The sequence below is a fragment of the Undibacterium sp. KW1 genome (assembly GCF_009937955.1).
GTDB lineage: Bacteria > Pseudomonadota > Gammaproteobacteria > Burkholderiales > Burkholderiaceae_D > Undibacterium.
The window spans coordinates 504,640-521,340 of sequence record NZ_AP018439.1 but is presented as its reverse complement, the minus strand read 5'-3'; the positions used below and the strand labels follow the sequence as shown (position 1 = coordinate 521,340).

Annotated in this window: 29 protein-coding genes; all 29 read right to left on the bottom strand. The window is 48.4% G+C overall.

Features of this window, described 5'->3' with window-relative positions; genetic code table 11:
• Window positions 1-52: 52 nt before the first annotated feature.
• The gene (rpsD, locus tag UNDKW_RS02430) at window positions 53-676 is read right to left on the bottom strand and encodes a 30S ribosomal protein S4 (protein ID WP_162039563.1); all 624 of its coding nucleotides are present in this window, start codon (window positions 674-676) and stop codon (window positions 53-55) included.
• 245 nt (window positions 677-921) lie between these two features.
• Window positions 922-1,326 carry a 30S ribosomal protein S11 gene (gene rpsK / locus UNDKW_RS02425; protein WP_110255932.1) on the bottom strand — a complete coding sequence of 135 codons (405 nt, stop codon included), beginning with the start codon at window positions 1,324-1,326 and terminating at the stop codon, window positions 922-924.
• Window positions 1,327-1,357: 31 nt separating this feature from the next.
• A complete protein-coding gene (gene rpsM, locus UNDKW_RS02420) occupies window positions 1,358-1,723 on the bottom strand; it encodes a 30S ribosomal protein S13 (protein WP_162039562.1) in 366 nt (121 codons plus the stop codon).
• 27 nt (window positions 1,724-1,750) lie between these two features.
• Entirely contained in the window at window positions 1,751-1,864 is a 114-nt protein-coding gene (gene rpmJ / locus UNDKW_RS02415) for a 50S ribosomal protein L36 (protein WP_014004415.1), read from the bottom strand.
• Between the two features lie 33 nt (window positions 1,865-1,897).
• Entirely contained in the window at window positions 1,898-2,116 is a 219-nt protein-coding gene (gene infA, locus UNDKW_RS02410) for a translation initiation factor IF-1 (protein ID WP_005663428.1), read from the bottom strand.
• 23 nt (window positions 2,117-2,139) lie between these two features.
• Complete coding sequence (secY, locus tag UNDKW_RS02405) at window positions 2,140-3,477, bottom strand: preprotein translocase subunit SecY (RefSeq protein WP_162039561.1); 1,338 nt, start codon at window positions 3,475-3,477, stop codon at window positions 2,140-2,142.
• A gap of 25 nt (window positions 3,478-3,502) precedes the next feature.
• The gene (gene rplO, locus UNDKW_RS02400) at window positions 3,503-3,934 is read right to left on the bottom strand and encodes a 50S ribosomal protein L15 (RefSeq protein WP_162057426.1); all 432 of its coding nucleotides are present in this window, start codon (window positions 3,932-3,934) and stop codon (window positions 3,503-3,505) included.
• 28 nt (window positions 3,935-3,962) lie between these two features.
• Window positions 3,963-4,142 carry a 50S ribosomal protein L30 gene (gene rpmD, locus UNDKW_RS02395; protein ID WP_162039560.1) on the bottom strand — a complete coding sequence of 60 codons (180 nt, stop codon included), beginning with the start codon at window positions 4,140-4,142 and terminating at the stop codon, window positions 3,963-3,965.
• Between the two features lie 10 nt (window positions 4,143-4,152).
• Entirely contained in the window at window positions 4,153-4,671 is a 519-nt protein-coding gene (rpsE, locus tag UNDKW_RS02390; protein ID WP_110255927.1) for a 30S ribosomal protein S5, read from the bottom strand.
• A gap of 12 nt (window positions 4,672-4,683) precedes the next feature.
• Window positions 4,684-5,046: a 50S ribosomal protein L18 gene (gene rplR, locus UNDKW_RS02385; protein ID WP_162039559.1), complete on the bottom strand. Its 363-nt coding sequence runs from the start codon at window positions 5,044-5,046 to the stop codon at window positions 4,684-4,686.
• A 12-nt stretch (window positions 5,047-5,058) separates the two neighbouring features.
• The gene (gene rplF, locus UNDKW_RS02380) at window positions 5,059-5,592 is read right to left on the bottom strand and encodes a 50S ribosomal protein L6 (protein WP_162039558.1); all 534 of its coding nucleotides are present in this window, start codon (window positions 5,590-5,592) and stop codon (window positions 5,059-5,061) included.
• Between the two features lie 10 nt (window positions 5,593-5,602).
• Window positions 5,603-5,998, bottom strand: a complete 396-nt coding sequence (gene rpsH, locus UNDKW_RS02375; RefSeq protein WP_162039557.1) for a 30S ribosomal protein S8 — start codon at window positions 5,996-5,998, stop codon at window positions 5,603-5,605.
• Between the two features lie 14 nt (window positions 5,999-6,012).
• Window positions 6,013-6,318 carry a 30S ribosomal protein S14 gene (gene rpsN, locus UNDKW_RS02370; RefSeq protein WP_162039556.1) on the bottom strand — a complete coding sequence of 102 codons (306 nt, stop codon included), beginning with the start codon at window positions 6,316-6,318 and terminating at the stop codon, window positions 6,013-6,015.
• A 7-nt stretch (window positions 6,319-6,325) separates the two neighbouring features.
• Entirely contained in the window at window positions 6,326-6,865 is a 540-nt protein-coding gene (rplE, locus tag UNDKW_RS02365) for a 50S ribosomal protein L5 (protein ID WP_162039555.1), read from the bottom strand.
• A gap of 4 nt (window positions 6,866-6,869) precedes the next feature.
• Window positions 6,870-7,184: a 50S ribosomal protein L24 gene (gene rplX / locus UNDKW_RS02360; RefSeq protein ID WP_162039554.1), complete on the bottom strand. Its 315-nt coding sequence runs from the start codon at window positions 7,182-7,184 to the stop codon at window positions 6,870-6,872.
• A gap of 9 nt (window positions 7,185-7,193) precedes the next feature.
• Window positions 7,194-7,562 (bottom strand): 50S ribosomal protein L14, encoded by a 369-nt coding sequence (gene rplN / locus UNDKW_RS02355; RefSeq protein WP_006464924.1) that lies wholly within the window; start codon window positions 7,560-7,562, stop codon window positions 7,194-7,196.
• 239 nt (window positions 7,563-7,801) lie between these two features.
• Entirely contained in the window at window positions 7,802-8,074 is a 273-nt protein-coding gene (gene rpsQ, locus UNDKW_RS02350) for a 30S ribosomal protein S17 (protein WP_162039553.1), read from the bottom strand.
• Window positions 8,074-8,265 carry a 50S ribosomal protein L29 gene (rpmC, locus tag UNDKW_RS02345; protein WP_110255919.1) on the bottom strand — a complete coding sequence of 64 codons (192 nt, stop codon included), beginning with the start codon at window positions 8,263-8,265 and terminating at the stop codon, window positions 8,074-8,076. Before rpmC ends, rpsQ begins: the two co-directional genes overlap by 1 nt.
• Window positions 8,266-8,277: 12 nt before the next feature.
• Entirely contained in the window at window positions 8,278-8,697 is a 420-nt protein-coding gene (gene rplP / locus UNDKW_RS02340; protein WP_162039552.1) for a 50S ribosomal protein L16, read from the bottom strand.
• Between the two features lie 2 nt (window positions 8,698-8,699).
• Complete coding sequence (rpsC, locus tag UNDKW_RS02335) at window positions 8,700-9,533, bottom strand: 30S ribosomal protein S3 (RefSeq protein WP_162039551.1); 834 nt, start codon at window positions 9,531-9,533, stop codon at window positions 8,700-8,702.
• A 9-nt stretch (window positions 9,534-9,542) separates the two neighbouring features.
• Window positions 9,543-9,875 (bottom strand): 50S ribosomal protein L22, encoded by a 333-nt coding sequence (rplV, locus tag UNDKW_RS02330; protein WP_174244915.1) that lies wholly within the window; start codon window positions 9,873-9,875, stop codon window positions 9,543-9,545.
• A 6-nt stretch (window positions 9,876-9,881) separates the two neighbouring features.
• Window positions 9,882-10,157, bottom strand: a complete 276-nt coding sequence (gene rpsS, locus UNDKW_RS02325; protein WP_110255916.1) for a 30S ribosomal protein S19 — start codon at window positions 10,155-10,157, stop codon at window positions 9,882-9,884.
• Window positions 10,158-10,167: 10 nt separating this feature from the next.
• Window positions 10,168-10,995 carry a 50S ribosomal protein L2 gene (gene rplB, locus UNDKW_RS02320; protein WP_162057425.1) on the bottom strand — a complete coding sequence of 276 codons (828 nt, stop codon included), beginning with the start codon at window positions 10,993-10,995 and terminating at the stop codon, window positions 10,168-10,170.
• Window positions 10,996-10,997: 2 nt separating this feature from the next.
• Complete coding sequence (rplW, locus tag UNDKW_RS02315; protein ID WP_110255914.1) at window positions 10,998-11,312, bottom strand: 50S ribosomal protein L23; 315 nt, start codon at window positions 11,310-11,312, stop codon at window positions 10,998-11,000.
• The gene (gene rplD / locus UNDKW_RS02310) at window positions 11,309-11,932 is read right to left on the bottom strand and encodes a 50S ribosomal protein L4 (protein WP_162039549.1); all 624 of its coding nucleotides are present in this window, start codon (window positions 11,930-11,932) and stop codon (window positions 11,309-11,311) included. The genes rplW and rplD overlap by 4 nt, the downstream gene beginning before the upstream one ends.
• Window positions 11,933-11,935: 3 nt before the next feature.
• Entirely contained in the window at window positions 11,936-12,592 is a 657-nt protein-coding gene (gene rplC, locus UNDKW_RS02305; protein ID WP_162039548.1) for a 50S ribosomal protein L3, read from the bottom strand.
• A gap of 223 nt (window positions 12,593-12,815) precedes the next feature.
• Complete coding sequence (gene rpsJ / locus UNDKW_RS02300; protein ID WP_110255911.1) at window positions 12,816-13,133, bottom strand: 30S ribosomal protein S10; 318 nt, start codon at window positions 13,131-13,133, stop codon at window positions 12,816-12,818.
• A 132-nt stretch (window positions 13,134-13,265) separates the two neighbouring features.
• Window positions 13,266-14,456, bottom strand: coding sequence for an elongation factor Tu (gene tuf / locus UNDKW_RS02295; RefSeq protein WP_162039455.1), 1,191 nt, complete (start codon window positions 14,454-14,456; stop codon window positions 13,266-13,268).
• A gap of 78 nt (window positions 14,457-14,534) precedes the next feature.
• Window positions 14,535-16,640, bottom strand: coding sequence for an elongation factor G (gene fusA / locus UNDKW_RS02290; RefSeq protein ID WP_162039547.1), 2,106 nt, complete (start codon window positions 16,638-16,640; stop codon window positions 14,535-14,537).
• Between the last annotated feature and the right edge of the window lie 61 nt (window positions 16,641-16,701).

Here is a 16,701-nt window from a genome sequence, read left to right as displayed (position 1 = left end):
TAAAGAAAAAAGCCTGCCTGTCGCTAAACAGGCAGGCGGTGAAACTTGAATATTAACGAGAATACAATTCAACGATCAGGGATTCGTTGACATCGTGAGCGATATCGCTACGATCTGGCATGGACTTGAAAGTACCTTCCAGTTTTTTCGCATCTACGGATACCCATGAAGGCATGCCGGATTGTTCTGCCAGGGACAGCGCTTCAGCGATACGAACTTGTTTTTTCGCTTTTTCACGAACAGCAACTACGTCACCAGCTTTAACCTGGTAAGAAGCGATGTTAACAACGATACCGTTGACTGTGAATGCTTTGTGGCTCACCAGTTGGCGTGCTTCAGCGCGTGTGGAGCCGAAGCCCATACGGTAAGCAACGTTGTCCAGACGGGATTCCAGCAATTTCAACAGTGTTTCGCCTGTGTTGCCTTTTTGACGGTCAGCTTCTGCGAAGTAGCGGCGGAACTGACGTTCCAAAACGCCGTACATACGTTTAACTTTTTGCTTTTCGCGCAATTGGTTACCGAAGTCAGAGGTACGAGCACCGGAAGTGCGACCATGTTGACCTGGTTTTGCGTCCAGTTTGCATTTGGAGTCCAGGGAGCGGCGTGCGCTCTTCAAGAACAGGTCCGTGCCTTCGCGACGGGAAAGTTTTGCTTTTGGTCCGATATAACGTGCCACGATATTTTCCTTGTAAATGACGTAATGTTTTCTACACTACGCTAGTCTGATCTGCCTGCAACCAGACGGTGGTCTTAACAACAAAGGCTGGGCCTTTGATTAAAATGATTGCTACTCTAAAATTTCCACAACACAAAACCCGCCAACGAAATGGCGGGTCTGCATTCTAACGGAGATTCCGCAAGAATGCCAGCAGAGAATAATTCTGCCTGACCAGGTAACTTAAAGCGACCTAGTGTTCCAGCTTAGATACGACGACGCTTTGGAGGGCGGCAGCCGTTATGTGGGACTGGAGTAACGTCTTGAATCAGGGAGATCTTGATACCCAGATTGTTCAAAGCGCGTACTGAAGATTCGCGACCTGGGCCTGGGCCTTTGATACGAACTTCCAGATTTTTGATACCGCATTCAACGGCCACTTTACCAGCTGCCTCTGCTGCAACCTGCGCTGCAAACGGAGTAGATTTACGTGAGCCTTTAAAACCAGCACCACCGGCAGTTGCCCAAGACAACGCATTGCCTTGACGATCAGTGATCGTGATGATGGTGTTGTTGAAAGAAGCGTGAACGTGAGCGATACCTTCTGCAACGTTCTTTTTAACTTTCTTACGCGCACGTGCTGCTGCAGCGTTATTTTGAGCTTTTGCCATAATGTTTTCCTTGGATCCGGGCTAGCCTGGATTATTTCTTCAAAGATTGCGCTGCTTTACGTGGACCCTTGCGAGTACGCGCATTTGTACGTGTGCGTTGGCCACGGACAGGCAAACCTTTACGATGACGCAGGCCACGGTAGCAACCCAGGTCCATCAAACGTTTGATGTTCATGGAGAGTTCACGACGCAAGTCGCCTTCGACGATAAATTTACCGATTTCGTCGCGAAGCTTCTCGAGTTCGTTGTCATCCAGATCTTTAACCTTTTTATTGGTCAAAACACCTGTTGCGTCACAGATTTTCTGTGCGCGTGGACGGCCAATACCATAGATGGCTGTCAAGCCGATTACGGTATGCTGATGATTTGGGATATTAACCCCTGCGATACGTGCCATTCGTTATTCCTCGTTCAATAACGTTAATTAACCTTGGCGCTGCTTATGGCGTGGTTCTGTGCAAATAACACGAACAACACCCTTGCGCTTGATGATTTTGCAGTTGCGGCAGATCCGCTTAACTGATGCGAGAACTTTCATTTTTGCCCTCTTTCCTTCTAGTTCATTTTAAATTTACTTGGTACGGAACACTATTCGCGCCCGGCTCAAATCATAAGGCGTCAATTCCACTGTCACCTTATCACCTGGAAGGATACGGATATAGTTCATCCGCATCTTCCCGGAAATATGGCCAAGTACAACATGCCCGTTTTCCAACTTAACTCGAAATGTTGCATTCGGAAGATTCTCAAGAATCTCGCCCTGCATCTGTATAACGTCGTCTTTTGCCATTCGATCTGCTGTCCCCTGGGTGATTACCTTGAAGGAATCCCGCCCTTGAAATTTGCTTTACGAAGAAGCGATTCATATTGCTGGGACATCACATAGTTCTGTACCTGCGCCATAAAGTCCATGGTCACCACCACGATAATCAGCAGAGACGTTCCGCCAAAATAAAATGGTACTTTCCACTTCGCAATCAAAAATTCTGGCAACAGACAAACCAGCGTAATGTAAATCGCACCTGCCAGCGTCAAACGCATCAATATCTTGTCGATATAGCGTGCGGTCTGATCACCTGGACGTATCCCGGGAACAAAAGCACCACTCTTCTTCAAGTTATCTGCGGTTTCCTTGCTATTGAATACCAAGGCGGTATAGAAAAAGCAGAAGAAAATGATCGCTATTGCATACAACAAAGCGTGTATAGGTTCACCAGGCGCCATCGACGCTGCCAGATCCTTCAGGAAAGTGATAAAACCACTTGTAGAAGACTCTGCACCCTTGGTAAACCAGCTGGTAATCGTCGCCGGGAACAAGATAATCGACGAAGCAAAAATAGGAGGAATAACACCAGCCATATTCAGCTTCAGTGGCAAATGACTGCTTTGACCACCATAAATCTTGTTACCAACCTGACGTTTTGCATAATTCACCAGGATCTTGCGCTGACCACGCTCGACATACACTACCGCAAACGTTACTGCAGGTACAACAACACAGATAACCAGTGCAGCGAAGTTACCCATTTGACCAGTACGTACCAGCTCAAACAGATTACTCAGACCACCAGGCAAACCTGCTGCGATACCGGCGAAAATGATGATGGAGATACCATTTCCCAGACCGCGCTCAGTGATTTGCTCACCTAACCACATCAGGAACATGGTGCCTGTCACCAGCGACAATACCGTCGTCAGACGAAATGCCATGCCAGGATCAAGTACCAGACCGGCCTGACCTTCCAGACCAAATGCAATAAAGTAACTTTCGATTAAGGCCAGAACCACAGTGCCATAACGTGTAAATTGCGTAATCTTTCTACGACCGGACTCGCCCTCTTTTTTGAGCGCTTCCAGCTGAGGAGAGACTATCGACATCAATTGCATGATGATCGACGCAGAGATATACGGCATGATACCCAGGGCGAATACAGTGAATCTTTGCATCGCGCCACCAGAGAACATATTGAACATACCCAGCAAACCACCCTGGTTCTGTTTGAACATGTCTTCCAGCACTTTGGCGTCTATACCCGGTACAGGAACATGTGCACCAATCCTGTAGACAACCAGTGCCGCCAGCAAGAACCAGAGTCGCCCCCAGGGAAACCCGCTTGCAGCACTTTTAGCTTGTTGTGGAGATGTTGCCAATTAATGCTCCGGTTGTCTGCTTGAATTAAGCGATTGTGCCACCAGCAGCTTCGATTGCAGCTTTAGCGCCTTTAGTGACGATCAAGCCGTTCAAAGAAACTTTCTTGGTGATAGCACCAGACAAGATCACACGGACTACACGTGCGAGCTCAGAAACGACACCGGCTTGTTTCAAAGCCAAAACGTCGATCTCTGTGACTGGCAGGTTTTCCAGATCTGTCAGGCGAATTTCTGCTTTGTACGGTGTTGCCAGTGATTTGAAACCACGTTTTGGCAAACGACGTTGCAGAGGCATCTGACCGCCTTCAAAACCGACTTTATGAAAGCCGCCTGAACGGGATTTTTGGCCTTTATGACCGCGACCCGCTGTTTTACCTAAGCCTGAGCCGATACCGCGACCAACACGACGTTTGTAGTGTTTTGCGCCATCTGCTGGCTGGATTGTATTCAATTCCATAATTTGCTCCGATCGCAAACCAAACGGCTTACGATACAACCTTCACAAGATACGAGACTTTATTGATCATGCCACGTACTGCCGGTGTGTCTTCCAATTCAGAAACTGAATTGACGCGACGCAGACCCAGGCCACGTACAGTTGCACGGTGATCCTGGCGTGTGCCGATCAAACCTTTAACCAATTGCACTTTTACTGTCTTAGACATGAGGTGCTCCTTAACCGAGAATTTCTTCAACAGTTTTGCCACGCTTTGCAGCGATTTCAGATGGAGTACTCATCTTGGCCAAACCATTCAAAGTTGCACGAACCATGTTGTAAGGATTTGTGGAGCCGTTGGATTTCGCCACGACATTTACAATACCCATTACTTCAAAAATCGCGCGCATTGGACCACCAGCGATAACGCCAGTACCTTCTTTTGCTGGAGAAATCATGACGGAAGACGCGCCGTGCTTGCCAGTAACGGTGTGCTGCAGAGTACCGTTCTTCAAAGTCACTTTGATCATCTTGCGACGTGCTTCTTCCATCGCTTTTTGTACAGCAACTGGAACTTCTTTCGATTTCCCTTTGCCCATACCGATACGGCCATCGCCATCACCTACGACTGTCAGCGCTGCGAAACCCATGATACGACCACCCTTGACCACTTTGGTCACGCGGTTGATCGCGATCATTTTTTCGCGCATGCCATCATCCGGCTTGTCGGCTGCTGTTTTTGCTTGCATTTTTGCCATGACAAATTTTCCTTAGAACTTCAAGCCAGCTTCACGGGCAGCTTCTGCAAGCGCCTTGATGCGACCGTGGTAACGGAAACCGGAGCGGTCAAACGCAACTTCGGTAACCCCTGCTTTGATTGCCTTCTCTGCAACACGCTTGCCGATCAAGCTTGCTGCAGCAGCGTTGCCGCCTGCACCAGACTTGCCAGCCAACTCTGCACGTACTTCTGCTTCTACGGTAGAGGCAGATGCCAACACTTTGGCGTCTGGGCCAATGATGTTTGCATAGATGTGCAGGTTTGTGCGATGCACGGCCAGGCGGTTCACTTTGAGTTCTGCGATCTTGGCACGGGTTTGACGTGCGCGGCGCAGACGTGATTGTTTCTTGTCCATCGTCAACCCCTATTACTTCTTCTTGGTTTCTTTAATCACAACCACTTCGTCCGCATAGCGAACGCCTTTGCCTTTATAAGGCTCTGGACTGCGGTATGCACGAACTTCAGCAGCAACCTGACCAACTTTTTGTTTATCAATCCCTTTGATCAGGATTTCAGTTGGAGTTGGTGTTGCGCATGTAACGCCAGCTGGCATTGCGTGAACAACAGGGTGCGAGAAACCAAGAGACAAATTCAATTTGTCGCCTTGTGCTTGCGCTTTGTAACCAACGCCGACCAAGTTCAGTTTCTTTTCGAAACCTTTAGTGACGCCGTTAACCATATTGTTGACCAGGGCACGCAGGGTACCGCTCATCGCATTGGCTTCACGACCATCATTAGCTGGGGAAAAACTCAAAGTGCCATTGTCGTTCGCAATTGTCACCAGGCCGTTCAAGGCTTGAGACAACACGCCCTGTGGGCCTTTAATTGTAATCTGCTCTGTCGAAATGGTGACTTCAGCACCTGCCGGCAAAGCGATTGGCATCTTACCTACTCGAGACATCTTTCACTCCTTAGGCGACGTAGCAAATCACTTCGCCACCGACACCGGTTGCGCGCGCTTTGCGGTCAGTCATAACGCCTTTTGGTGTGGAAACGATCGCCACTCCCAAACCGTTCATGACACTTGGGATCTCGTCTTTACCTTTGTAAATACGGAGACCTGGACGTGATACACGTTCCAAGCGTTCAATCACAGGACGTCCTGCGTAATATTTCAAGCCGATTTTCAATTCGGACTTACCTGCAGTTTCAGAAACTGCGAAATCTTCAATGTAACCTTCGTCTTTCAGTACGTTCGCGATTGCGATCTTTACTTTGGAAGACGGCATCGCGACGACAGTTTTTTGAACAACTTGTGCGTTACGGATGCGGGTCAGCATATCGGCGATAGGATCGCTCATACTCATTGCTTATTCTCCTATTACCAGCTGGCTTTAGTCATACCCGGGATTTCACCACGCATGGCGACTTCACGGAGTTTAATACGGCCCAAACCGAATTTACGGAATGTGCCACGTGGGCGACCTGTCAAAGTGCAGCGGTTACGCTGACGGGTCGGATTGGAATTACGTGGCAAAGCCTGCAACTTCAGACGAGCAACATAACGCTCTTCTTCAGTTTTTGATTGGTCATCAATGATGGCCTTCAATTCGGCGCGCTTGCCAGCGAATTTCTTCACCAGATCTGCACGCTTTTGCTCACGATTAATCAGTGCCAATTTTGCCATGGCGACCTCAGTTTCTGAACGGAAATTTAAATGCGGCGAGGAGTGCTTTCGCTTCTTCGTCGGTCTTTGCTGTTGTCGTGATAGAGATGTTCATACCACGCAAGGCGTCGATCTTGTCGTATTCGATTTCAGGGAAAATGATCTGTTCCTTGACACCGATGTTGTAGTTACCACGACCATCAAACGCACGACCAGAAACACCACGGAAGTCACGTACACGTGGCAGGGCCACAGTGATGAAACGATCCAGGAATTCATACATCTGAGCGCCACGCAAAGTTACCATACAACCAATTGGGTAGCCTTCACGGATTTTAAAACCAGCGATCGCTTTGCGAGCTTTGGTAACTACTGGTTTTTGACCAGCGATCTTGGTGAGGTCGCCAACTGCATGCTCAATAATCTTTTTGTCTGCGATTGCTTCAGACAAACCCATGTTCAGGGTGATTTTCAAGATGCGTGGAACTTCCATGACTGACTTGTAAGCGTACTTTTCAGTCAGTTCACCAACGATTTTATCTTTATATATTGCTTGTAGACGGGCCATGATGTTATGCCTTCACAACTTCGCCAGTCGACTTGTAGATACGGACTTTCTTGCCATCCACTACCTTGAAGCCTACACGGTCTGCTTTGCCAGACGCTGCATTAAACAATGCAACATTCGACACATGAATCGGCATCACTTTATCCACGATGCCACCTACTGCGCCAGTCATTGGGTTAGGTTTAACCGCTTTTTTAGCAACGTTAATACCTGCAACAACAACGTAATCGCTATCGATGCATGCTTGCACCTGACCACGTTTACCTTTGTCTTTACCCGTCAAGACGATGACTTCGTCGTTTTTACGAATTTTGTTCATCACGACCCCTTACAGCACTTCTGGAGCCAGGGACACGATTTTCATGAAGCGCTCAGTACGCAATTCGCGTGTTACTGGGCCGAAAATACGAGTACCGATAGGCTCAAGTTTTGCATTCAACAATACTGCAGCATTGCCATCAAATTTGACCAACGAGCCATCTTGACGACGAACACCCTTAGCTGTCCTCACGACAACGGCGTTGTAAATTTCACCTTTTTTTACACGACCGCGCGGAGCAGCAGACTTAACAGTGACTTTGATTACGTCACCAATACCCGCATAACGACGCTTGGAACCGCCCAACACTTTAATGCACAAAACTTCGCGCGCACCAGTGTTGTCAGCCACTTCCAGCCGGCTTTCTGTTTGAATCATAATGTTCTCTTTCCCAACTTAATCCACACAACTTGCACAATGCAAATTTGTAGTCAGTCTTGGTCCCGCCAGCTAACCCCTACATAACCTACAATGCACGAGCCAACTGATTAGGTGGACGATTTTTTAACCACTTTCACAACAAGAGGGCGTTATGAAAGACATTTAGGCTGCCACTCGCATACTTTGCAAATGACAGCCCATCATTATTACACCAAAAAACTTTTTGTGCAATAAATTTATACTACTTGTGCGACTTGAACCACACGTGTCACTGTCCAAGCTTTAGTCTTGGAGATAGGACGACCTTCTTGAATTTCAACGGTGTCGCCAGCCTTTGCCTGGTTTGCTTCATCGTGTGCATGGTACTTTGCAGTACGAACGATGATCTTGCCATACAAAGGATGCTTGACGTGACGTTCAACAACCACTGTTACGGTTTTGTCCATCTTGTCGGAAACAACCTTGCCAATCAATGTGCGCTTCAGTGCGACTTTAACTTGATCGTTCATTATTTGGCATCCTTCTGGTTCATGACGGTTTTCACACGTGCGATGTCACGACGAACTTTCTTCAATTGAGAAGTGTTAGTCAGTTGCTGAGTAGCGATTTGCATACGCAGGCTGAACTGGGCCTTCAACAATTCATTCAGTTCTTTAGTCAAAGCCGCCTGATCCTTACCTTGGAGTTCAGATACTTTCATTTACAACTCCTATTATTGGCCGACTTGACGGACGACGAACGTAGTCAACAGCGGCAATTTAGCTGCAGCCAAGCGGAACGCTTCGCGTGCCAGCGTCTCATCGACACCATCCATTTCGTACAGCATTTTGCCTGGTTGAATCTCGGCAACGTAGTACTCAGGATTACCTTTACCATTACCCATACGGACTTCCGCTGGTTTCTGGGAAATTGGCTTGTCCGGGAAAACGCGGATCCAGATACGGCCACCACGTTTGATGTGACGTGTCATTGCACGACGCGCTGCTTCAATCTGACGCGCTGTGATACGACCACGACCAACTGCCTTCAAGCCAAACTCACCGAAGGAAACTGCTGTACCACGAGTATGCGAGATACCCTTGTTACGGCCTTTCTGTTCCTTGCGATATTTTCTGCGTGCTGGTTGCAGCATGATTATTCTCCTGCTTTCTCAGCCGGTGCTGCAGCGTCAGCTTTGGCGCGTACGCGCTTGGCTGCCGGGGCTGCTGCGCCGGTCGTCGGTGTTTGTCCTTCTGGACGCTTGGCGCGTGGACGGCTGTTTGGCTTGCCATCATCACGACGTGGACCACGACGTTTTTTGTCGTCTTCCGGTGTCGCTTCGATAACAGGCGCATCGCCATTTGCCAAACGATCGCCTTTGTAGACCCAAACTTTGACACCAATGATGCCGTAAGTTGTGGATGCTTCGCCAAAGCCGTAATCGATGTCAGCACGCAGAGTATGCAGAGGCACACGGCCTTCGCGATACCATTCTTTACGTGCGATCTCGATACCGTTCAAACGACCACCAGACATGATCTTGATACCTTGAGCGCCCAAACGCATTGCATTTTGCATCGCGCGTTTCATGGCGCGGCGGAACATGATGCGTTTTTCCAGTTGCTGAGCGATAGAATCAGCGATCAATTGTGCATCGATTTCTGGCTTGCGGATCTCTTCGATGTTGACATGCACAGGCACGCCCATCAATTTCGACAAGTCAGCTTTCAATACTTCAATGTCTTCGCCTTTTTTACCGATCACAACGCCTGGACGGGAGCTGTATATCGTGATGCGTGCATTTTTAGCAGGACGCTCAATAACGATGCGGCCTACAGACGCGTTTTTCAGTTTTTTCTTCAGGTATTCACGTACTTTCAGATCTTCGCCGAGCATGGAGGCAAAGTTACCATTGCCTGCATACCAGCGGGAAGACCAGTTACGTGTTACTGCCAAACGAAAACCGGTTGGATGTATCTTCTGTCCCATCGTGACTCCTTAGTTACCAACGGTCACATAAATGTGACAGGATTGTTTAGAGATACGATCACCACGACCCTTAGCGCGTGCTGTGAAGCGCTTCAGAATCGCACCCTTTTCGACATAGATAGTCTTTACTTTCAGCTCATCGATGTCAGCGCCATCATTGTGTTCGGCGTTTGCAATTGCAGACTCCAACACTTTCTTGATGATCGCAGCACCTTTTTTAGGGCTGAATGCCAGGATATTCAATGCCTGATCTACTTTTTTACCGCGAATCAGGTCAGCCACCAGGCGACCTTTTTGCTCAGACAGACGCACACCGCGCAAATTTGCTTTAGTTTCCATCATCGGTCCTTATCTCTTAGCCTTTTTATCGGCAGCGTGACCCTTGAACGTACGGGTCAGCGCGAATTCGCCGAGCTTGTGACCAACCATGTTTTCGGAAACATAAACTGGTACGTGTTGCTTACCGTTATGTACCGCAATGGTCAAACCGATGAAGTCCGGCATAATTGTCGAACGACGGGACCAGGTCTTGATTGGCTTTTTGTCTTTAGTCGCTTGCGCGGTTTCGACTTTCTTCACCAGATGGGCGTCGCAGAACGGCCCTTTTTTCAATGAACGTGTCATGTTTTATCCCTTATTTCTTGCCACGGCGTGAGACGATCATCGAAGTAGTACGCTTGTTGCGACGTGTCTTCTTACCCTTGGTTTGCTGACCCCATGGCGATACTGGATGACGACCGGCTGCTGTTCTACCTTCACCACCACCGTGAGGATGGTCGATCGGGTTCATGACCACACCGCGAACGGTAGGACGAACACCGCGCCAGCGCATTGCACCAGCTTTACCAATCTTGCGCAGGTTATGCTCGCCGTTGCCTACTTCACCGACTGTCGCACGGCATTCGATATGAATGCGGCGAACTTCACCGGAGCGCAGACGAACCTGAGCGTAAGTACCTTCGCGTGCCATCAGCACAACGCCAGCACCAGCTGTACGTGCGATCTGAGCACCTTTACCTGGCAGCATTTCTACGCAATGCATAGTTGTACCAACAGGGATATTACGGATAGGCAGGCAGTTACCAGATTTGATCGGTGCTTGCGAACCGTTCATTATCTGATCACCAACTGTCAAACCTTTAGGAGCGATGATGTATGCACGTTCGCCGTCCGCATAGCACAACAAAGCAATGTGCGCTGTACGGTTAGGATCGTATTCAATACGCTCTACTTTTGCAGGAATACCGTCCTTGTTGCGTTTGAAGTCAACAATACGGTAATGCTGCTTGTGACCACCTCCGATATGACGGGTAGTGATGTGACCGTTGTTATTACGGCCAGCAGTTTTTGATTTCTTTTCCAACAAAGCAGCGAACGGACGACCTTTGTACAGGCCTTCTGTCACTACCTTCACCATACCACGACGACCTGGTGAGGTTGGCTTCATCTTAACGAGTGCCATGCTTATGCCCCCTCAGTGAAGTTAATTTCCTGACCTGGCTTCAAGCATACAAAAGCGCGTCTTGTATGATTGCGGCGGCCATTAAATTTACCGGTACGTTTTTGTTTACCTTGGCGATTTGCTACTTGTACGGATTCAACTTGTACTTTGAACAGCAATTCGACGGCAGCTTTGATTTCTGGCTTGGTTGCATCTGGCATAACCAGGAAAACCACTTGCTCATTCTTTTCAGCAACCATCGTTGCTTTTTCAGAAATAACAGGAGCCAGCAACACCTTCATCAGGCGTTCTTCGCTAATTTTGACTTGTGCGCTCATGCCAGCATCTCCTCAATCTTTGCCAGTGCTGGCTTGGTGATCAACACTTTCTTGTAGAACACCAAAGAAACTGGATCAGCATAACGTGGCTCAACAACCAGTACGTTTGCCAGATTACGCGCCGCCAACATCAGGTTTTCATTGAATTCGTCAGTGATGATCAGGACGGAATCCAGGCAACCCATTGCCTTCAGTTTGTCGGACAACAGTTTTGTCTTAGGTGCGTCAACAGCAACATCGTCAACCACATTCAAACGACCCTCACGAGCCAACTGAGACAGAATCGAGCAGATACCTGCGCGATACATCTTTTTGTTAACTTTGTGAGAGAAATTCTCATCAGGTGTGTTCGGGAATATACGACCACCGCCACGCCACAATGGAGAAGAAGACATACCAGCACGTGCACGACCAGTACCTTTTTGACGCCAAGGTTTCTTGGTTGTGTGATGGACTTCTTCACGATCTTTTTGTTTGCGATTACCGCTACGAGCATTGGCTTGGAATGCAACGACGACTTGATGGATCAAGGCTTCATTGTAGTCACGACCAAAGATAGTATCAGGAGCGGCTACATTAGACGCTGCTTGACCTTGTTCGTTTAGGAGCTTCAGTTCCATGGATTAGGCTCCCTTCTTGGCTTTAACTTTAACAGCAGGAGATACAATCACCTGACCATTTTTTGCACCCGGCACGGCACCCTTCACCAGCAACAACTGACGCTCTGCATCTACGCGAGCGATTTCCAGATTTTGCACAGTGCGAGTTACGTCACCCAGATGACCAGTCATGCGCTTACCAGGGAATACACGACCTGGATCCTGCGCCATACCGATAGAACCAGGTACATTATGCGAACGGGAGTTACCGTGAGTAGCACGACCAGAAGCGAAGTGGTGACGCTTGATGGTACCGGCATAGCCCTTACCAATCGTTACGCCTTGCACATCCACTTTTTGACCAGCTTCGAACAAACCGACAGGCACAACATCGCCAGCCTTCAGTTCAGAGGCTTTAGCAGCATCAATACGGAATTCTTTTAATACAGTACCAGCTTCAACACCTGCTTTTGCGAGGTGACCGGCAGCCGCTTTTGTTACACGGGATGCACGGCGCTGACCGAAAGTTACCTGAACAGCGGAGTAACCGTCTGTTTCAGGAGTTTTGACTTGCGTCACGCGGTTGTTGGATACGTCCAAAACAGTAACAGGTATTGAATCCCCGTCATCTGTAAAGATGCGCATCATGCCAACCTTGCGACCAACTAGGCCCAAGCTCATTGTTTTCTCCATTCTCACCTACGATTGGGTGAGGCTGATGTTTAAAAAACTTAAACGAATAGGCCAGCCGGAGCTGACCTACATCTAAGCCTTCGATTATAGCCCGCAAATTTTTTATTTACAAGACTAATTTATTTGAATTTTCGAAAAATTGTGGTATGTCGAATTTTCAGTATTTTTCTGAGAATACTAATTTGCATCAGTATTTTCAAATCAATAAGAATTATTGCAGTTTGATTTCTACGTCAACGCCAGCTGGCAGATCGAGCTTCATCAACGCGTCAACTGTTTTGTCAGTTGGGTCAACGATGTCCATCAAGCGCTGGTGAGTACGGATTTCAAATTGATCACGGGAAGTTTTGTTCACGTGTGGGGAACGCAGTACATCGAAACGCTGGATACGTGTAGGCAGAGGAACCGGGCCTTTAACAACAGCGCCAGTGCGCTTGGCTGTTTCTACGATTTCCAGAGCGGACTGATCGATCAGTTTGTAATCGAAAGCTTTCAGACGGATACGGATTTTTTGATTTTGTGTGGACATGTTCATTCCTATAAAGAGCGAGCCAGGTACGGCAAAGCCGCCGGCATATTTAATAAAGAGCGAAAACTAAATTGGCTGCCGCATCAAATTCAATACGACAGCCAACTAGTATACTACAAATTACGGCAGATATTACTCGATGATTTTAGCAACAACGCCAGCACCGACTGTACGGCCACCTTCACGGATAGCGAAGCGCAAGCCTTCTTCCATCGCGATCGGGTTGATCAATTTAACAGTGATAGATACGTTATCACCTGGCATGACCATTTCTTTGTCTTTCGGCAACTCGATCGAACCAGTTACGTCCGTTGTACGGAAGTAGAACTGTGGACGGTAGTTGTTGAAGAATGGAGTATGACGGCCACCTTCATCTTTGGACAGAACATAGATCTCGCCTGTGAAGTGCGCATGTGGCTTGATCGAACCTGGCTTGGACAATACTTGACCACGTTGGATATCTTCACGCTTGGTACCACGCAGCAATACGCCGACGTTGTCGCCTGCTTGACCTTGGTCGAGCAGTTTGCGGAACATTTCAACGCCAGTACATGTAGTCTTGACTGTGTCTTTGATACCAACGATTTCGATCTCTTCGCCGACTTTGATGATGCCGCGCTCGATACGACCGGTAACAACTGTACCGCGACCGGAGATGGAGAATACGTCTTCTACTGGCAACAGGAAGGCGCCGTCAACTGCGCGTTCTGGTGTTGGGATGTAGGAGTCGAGTGCGTCAGCCAGTTTCATGATGGCTTCTTCGCCCAGAGGACCTTTGTCGCCTTCGAGGGCCAGTTTAGCGGAACCTTGAATGATAGGCAGGTCGTCGCCTGGGAATTCGTATTTGGAGAGCAATTCGCGCACTTCCATTTCAACCAGTTCCAGCAACTCAGCGTCATCAACCATGTCGCATTTGTTCAGGAATACGATGATGTATGGAACGCCAACTTGGCGGGCCAACAGGATGTGTTCGCGAGTTTGTGGCATTGGGCCGTCTGCTGCGGAGCAAACCAGGATCGCGCCGTCCATTTGAGCCGCGCCAGTGATCATGTTTTTAACATAGTCAGCATGGCCTGGGCAGTCAACGTGGGCGTAGTGACGGCCAGCTGTTTCGTACTCAACGTGGGCTGTATTGATTGTAATACCGCGCGCTTTTTCTTCTGGTGCTGCATCGATCTGGTCGTATGCTTTAGCTTCGCCGCCGAATTTTTTCGACAATACTGTTGCAATCGCTGCTGTCAGTGTGGTTTTGCCGTGATCTACGTGGCCAATTGTACCAACGTTGACGTGCGGCTTGGTGCGCTCGAACTTACCTTTTGCCATTTTATTCTTCCTTCAAAAAGAACGATTTATCAACAATAGAAAACCTACCCCGGCATGGGGCAGGCCTTTGATTCTTTATTACTTAGCTTTGGATGTGACGATAGCGTCAATCACGTTCTTAGGTGCTTCAGAGTAGTGCTTGAATTCCATGGAATATGTTGCACGACCTTGTGTAGCAGAACGCAGGGATGTGGAGTAACCAAACATCTCAGACAAAGGCACTTCAGCTTTGATGATCTTGCCACCGCCGCCAGCGATTTCGTCCATACCTTGAACCATACCACGACGTGAAGACAGATCACCCATGACTGTACCAGCGTAGTCTTCAGGTGTTTCTACTTCAACAGCCATCATTGGTTCCAGGATAACTGGGCTTGCTTTACGGCAGCCATCTTTGAACGCCATCGAACCCGCCATACGGAAGGCGTTTTCGTTGGAGTCAACGTCATGGTAGGAACCAAAGAACAATGTGACTTTAACGTCAACAACCGGGTAACCAGCCAATACACCGGAAGTCAGTGTTTCGCGAACACCTTTTTCAACTGCAGGGATGTATTCGCGTGGAACTGTACCGCCCTTGATCGCGTCAACGAATTCAAAGCCCTTACCTGGTTCTTGCGGTTCGATCTTCAGAACAACGTGACCGTACTGACCACGACCACCGGATTGCTTAACGAATTTACCTTCGATTTCTTCGCAAGTTTTGCGGATAGTTTCACGGTAAGCAACTTGTGGTTTACCAACAGTCGCTTCAACGTTGAATTCACGCTTCATACGGTCAACGATAATATCCAGATGCAACTCGCCCATACCGGCGATAATTGTTTGACCAGATTCTTCGTCAGTACGTACGCGGAAAGATGGATCTTCAGCAGCCAGACGGTTCAATGCCAGACCCATTTTTTCCTGGTCGGCCTTGGTTTTTGGTTCAACAGCCTGAGAAATAACTGGCTCTGGGAACACCATGCGTTCCAGAACAACGATCGCTTTTTCGTCACACAGGGTATCACCAGTTGTTGTGTCTTTCAGACCAACGACCGCAGCGATATCACCTGCCATCATTTCTTTGATTTCTTCACGTTGGTTCGCGTGCATTTGAACCAGACGGCCGATACGCTCTTTTTTACCTTTAACAGAGTTGAAAACGCTGTCGCCAGAATTCAAAGTACCGGAGTAGCAACGGATAAAGCACAATTGACCAACGAATGGATCAGTTGCGATTTTGAATGCCAGAGCAGAGAATTTCTCTGTATCTTCAGCTTTACGGACAACCGGTTCGTCATCTTCGTTCACACCAGGAACTGGTGGAATATCCAATGGGGATGGCAGGTATTCAACAACCGCATCCAGCATCGCCTGTACGCCCTTGTTCTTAAATGCAGTACCGCACATCATAGGAACGATTTCAGAAGCGATAGTACGCTGACGCAAAGCAGACTTGATGTCAGCTTCAGACAGGTCGCCATCTTCCAGGTATTTGTTCATCAGCTCTTCGCTGGCTTCAGCAGCTGCTTCAACCATGTTTTCACGCCATTTTTGTGCGTCAGCCAACAGGTTTTCAGGGATATCACGGTATTCAAATTTCATACCTTGAGATGCTGCATCCCAGATGATCGCTTTCATCTTGACCAGATCGATAACGCCTTCGAACAGGTCTTCAGCGCCGATAGGTACTTGCAGAGGAACTGGGTTAGCCTTCAGACGTGCACGCATTTGATCGTACACTTTGAAGAAGTTCGCGCCAGTACGGTCCATCTTGTTGACGAATGCCAGACGTGGGACTTTGTACTTGTTAGCTTGACGCCATACGGTTTCAGACTGAGGCTGAACACCACCTACTGCACAGTAAACCATGCAGGCGCCATCGAGAACACGCATGGAACGCTCAACTTCAATCGTGAAGTCAACGTGGCCTGGTGTATCGATGATGTTGATGTGATGCTCAGGGAAGTTGTTCGCCATGCCCTTCCAGAAGCATGTTGTCGCAGCAGAAGTAATGGTGATACCACGTTCCTGCTCTTGCTCCATCCAGTCCATGGTAGCCGCGCCATCATGCACTTCACCAATTTTGTGGTTTACACCTGTGTAAAACAGTACGCGCTCTGTCGTTGTTGTTTTACCGGCATCAATGTGAGCGGAAATACCGATATTGCGGTAGCGCTCAATGGGGGTCTTACGGGCCATAGCTAATCCTAAATCTTTTAATGGACAAAACCGAGCGCATTTTTTTACAAAAATCGCGCCC

Bases quoted from the DNA above. Each gene is read 5' to 3' on its own strand.
- rpsC (WP_162039551.1), bottom strand. From the start codon at position 9,533: ATGGGACAGAAGATACATCCAACCGGTTTTCGTTTGGCAGTAACACGT.
- rplO (WP_162057426.1), bottom strand. From the start codon at position 3,934: ATGGAATTGAATACAATCCAGCCAGCAGATGGCGCAAAACACTACAAA.
- rplV (WP_174244915.1), bottom strand. From the start codon at position 9,875: ATGATGGAAACTAAAGCAAATTTGCGCGGTGTGCGTCTGTCTGAGCAA.
- rpsM (WP_162039562.1), bottom strand. From the start codon at position 1,723: ATGGCACGTATCGCAGGGGTTAATATCCCAAATCATCAGCATACCGTA.
- rpsE (WP_110255927.1), bottom strand. From the start codon at position 4,671: ATGGCAAAAATGCAAGCAAAAACAGCAGCCGACAAGCCGGATGATGGC.
- rpsQ (WP_162039553.1), bottom strand. From the start codon at position 8,074: ATGAACGATCAAGTTAAAGTCGCACTGAAGCGCACATTGATTGGCAAG.
- rpmJ (WP_014004415.1), bottom strand. From the start codon at position 1,864: ATGAAAGTTCTCGCATCAGTTAAGCGGATCTGCCGCAACTGCAAAATC.
- rpsH (WP_162039557.1), bottom strand. From the start codon at position 5,998: ATGAGTATGAGCGATCCTATCGCCGATATGCTGACCCGCATCCGTAAC.
- rplN (WP_006464924.1), bottom strand. From the start codon at position 7,562: ATGATTCAAACAGAAAGCCGGCTGGAAGTGGCTGACAACACTGGTGCG.
- rplB (WP_162057425.1), bottom strand. From the start codon at position 10,995: ATGGCACTCGTTAAGATGAAGCCAACCTCACCAGGTCGTCGTGGTATG.
- rplC (WP_162039548.1), bottom strand. From the start codon at position 12,592: ATGAGCTTGGGCCTAGTTGGTCGCAAGGTTGGCATGATGCGCATCTTT.
- rpsS (WP_110255916.1), bottom strand. From the start codon at position 10,157: ATGACACGTTCATTGAAAAAAGGGCCGTTCTGCGACGCCCATCTGGTG.
- rpmD (WP_162039560.1), bottom strand. From the start codon at position 4,142: ATGTCTAAGACAGTAAAAGTGCAATTGGTTAAAGGTTTGATCGGCACA.
- fusA (WP_162039547.1), bottom strand. From the start codon at position 16,640: ATGGCCCGTAAGACCCCCATTGAGCGCTACCGCAATATCGGTATTTCC.
- rpsJ (WP_110255911.1), bottom strand. From the start codon at position 13,133: ATGTCCACACAAAATCAAAAAATCCGTATCCGTCTGAAAGCTTTCGAT.
- rplP (WP_162039552.1), bottom strand. From the start codon at position 8,697: ATGCTGCAACCAGCACGCAGAAAATATCGCAAGGAACAGAAAGGCCGT.
- rplF (WP_162039558.1), bottom strand. From the start codon at position 5,592: ATGTCTCGAGTAGGTAAGATGCCAATCGCTTTGCCGGCAGGTGCTGAA.
- tuf (WP_162039455.1), bottom strand. From the start codon at position 14,456: ATGGCAAAAGGTAAGTTCGAGCGCACCAAGCCGCACGTCAACGTTGGT.
- rpsN (WP_162039556.1), bottom strand. From the start codon at position 6,318: ATGGCAAAATTGGCACTGATTAATCGTGAGCAAAAGCGTGCAGATCTG.
- rplW (WP_110255914.1), bottom strand. From the start codon at position 11,312: ATGAGCGCACAAGTCAAAATTAGCGAAGAACGCCTGATGAAGGTGTTG.
- rpmC (WP_110255919.1), bottom strand. From the start codon at position 8,265: ATGAAAGTATCTGAACTCCAAGGTAAGGATCAGGCGGCTTTGACTAAA.
- rplD (WP_162039549.1), bottom strand. From the start codon at position 11,932: ATGGAACTGAAGCTCCTAAACGAACAAGGTCAAGCAGCGTCTAATGTA.
- rplE (WP_162039555.1), bottom strand. From the start codon at position 6,865: ATGGCCCGTCTACAAGCAATATATAAAGATAAAATCGTTGGTGAACTG.
- infA (WP_005663428.1), bottom strand. From the start codon at position 2,116: ATGGCAAAAGACGACGTTATACAGATGCAGGGCGAGATTCTTGAGAAT.
- rplR (WP_162039559.1), bottom strand. From the start codon at position 5,046: ATGGACAAGAAACAATCACGTCTGCGCCGCGCACGTCAAACCCGTGCC.
- rplX (WP_162039554.1), bottom strand. From the start codon at position 7,184: ATGAACAAAATTCGTAAAAACGACGAAGTCATCGTCTTGACGGGTAAA.
- rpsK (WP_110255932.1), bottom strand. From the start codon at position 1,326: ATGGCAAAAGCTCAAAATAACGCTGCAGCAGCACGTGCGCGTAAGAAA.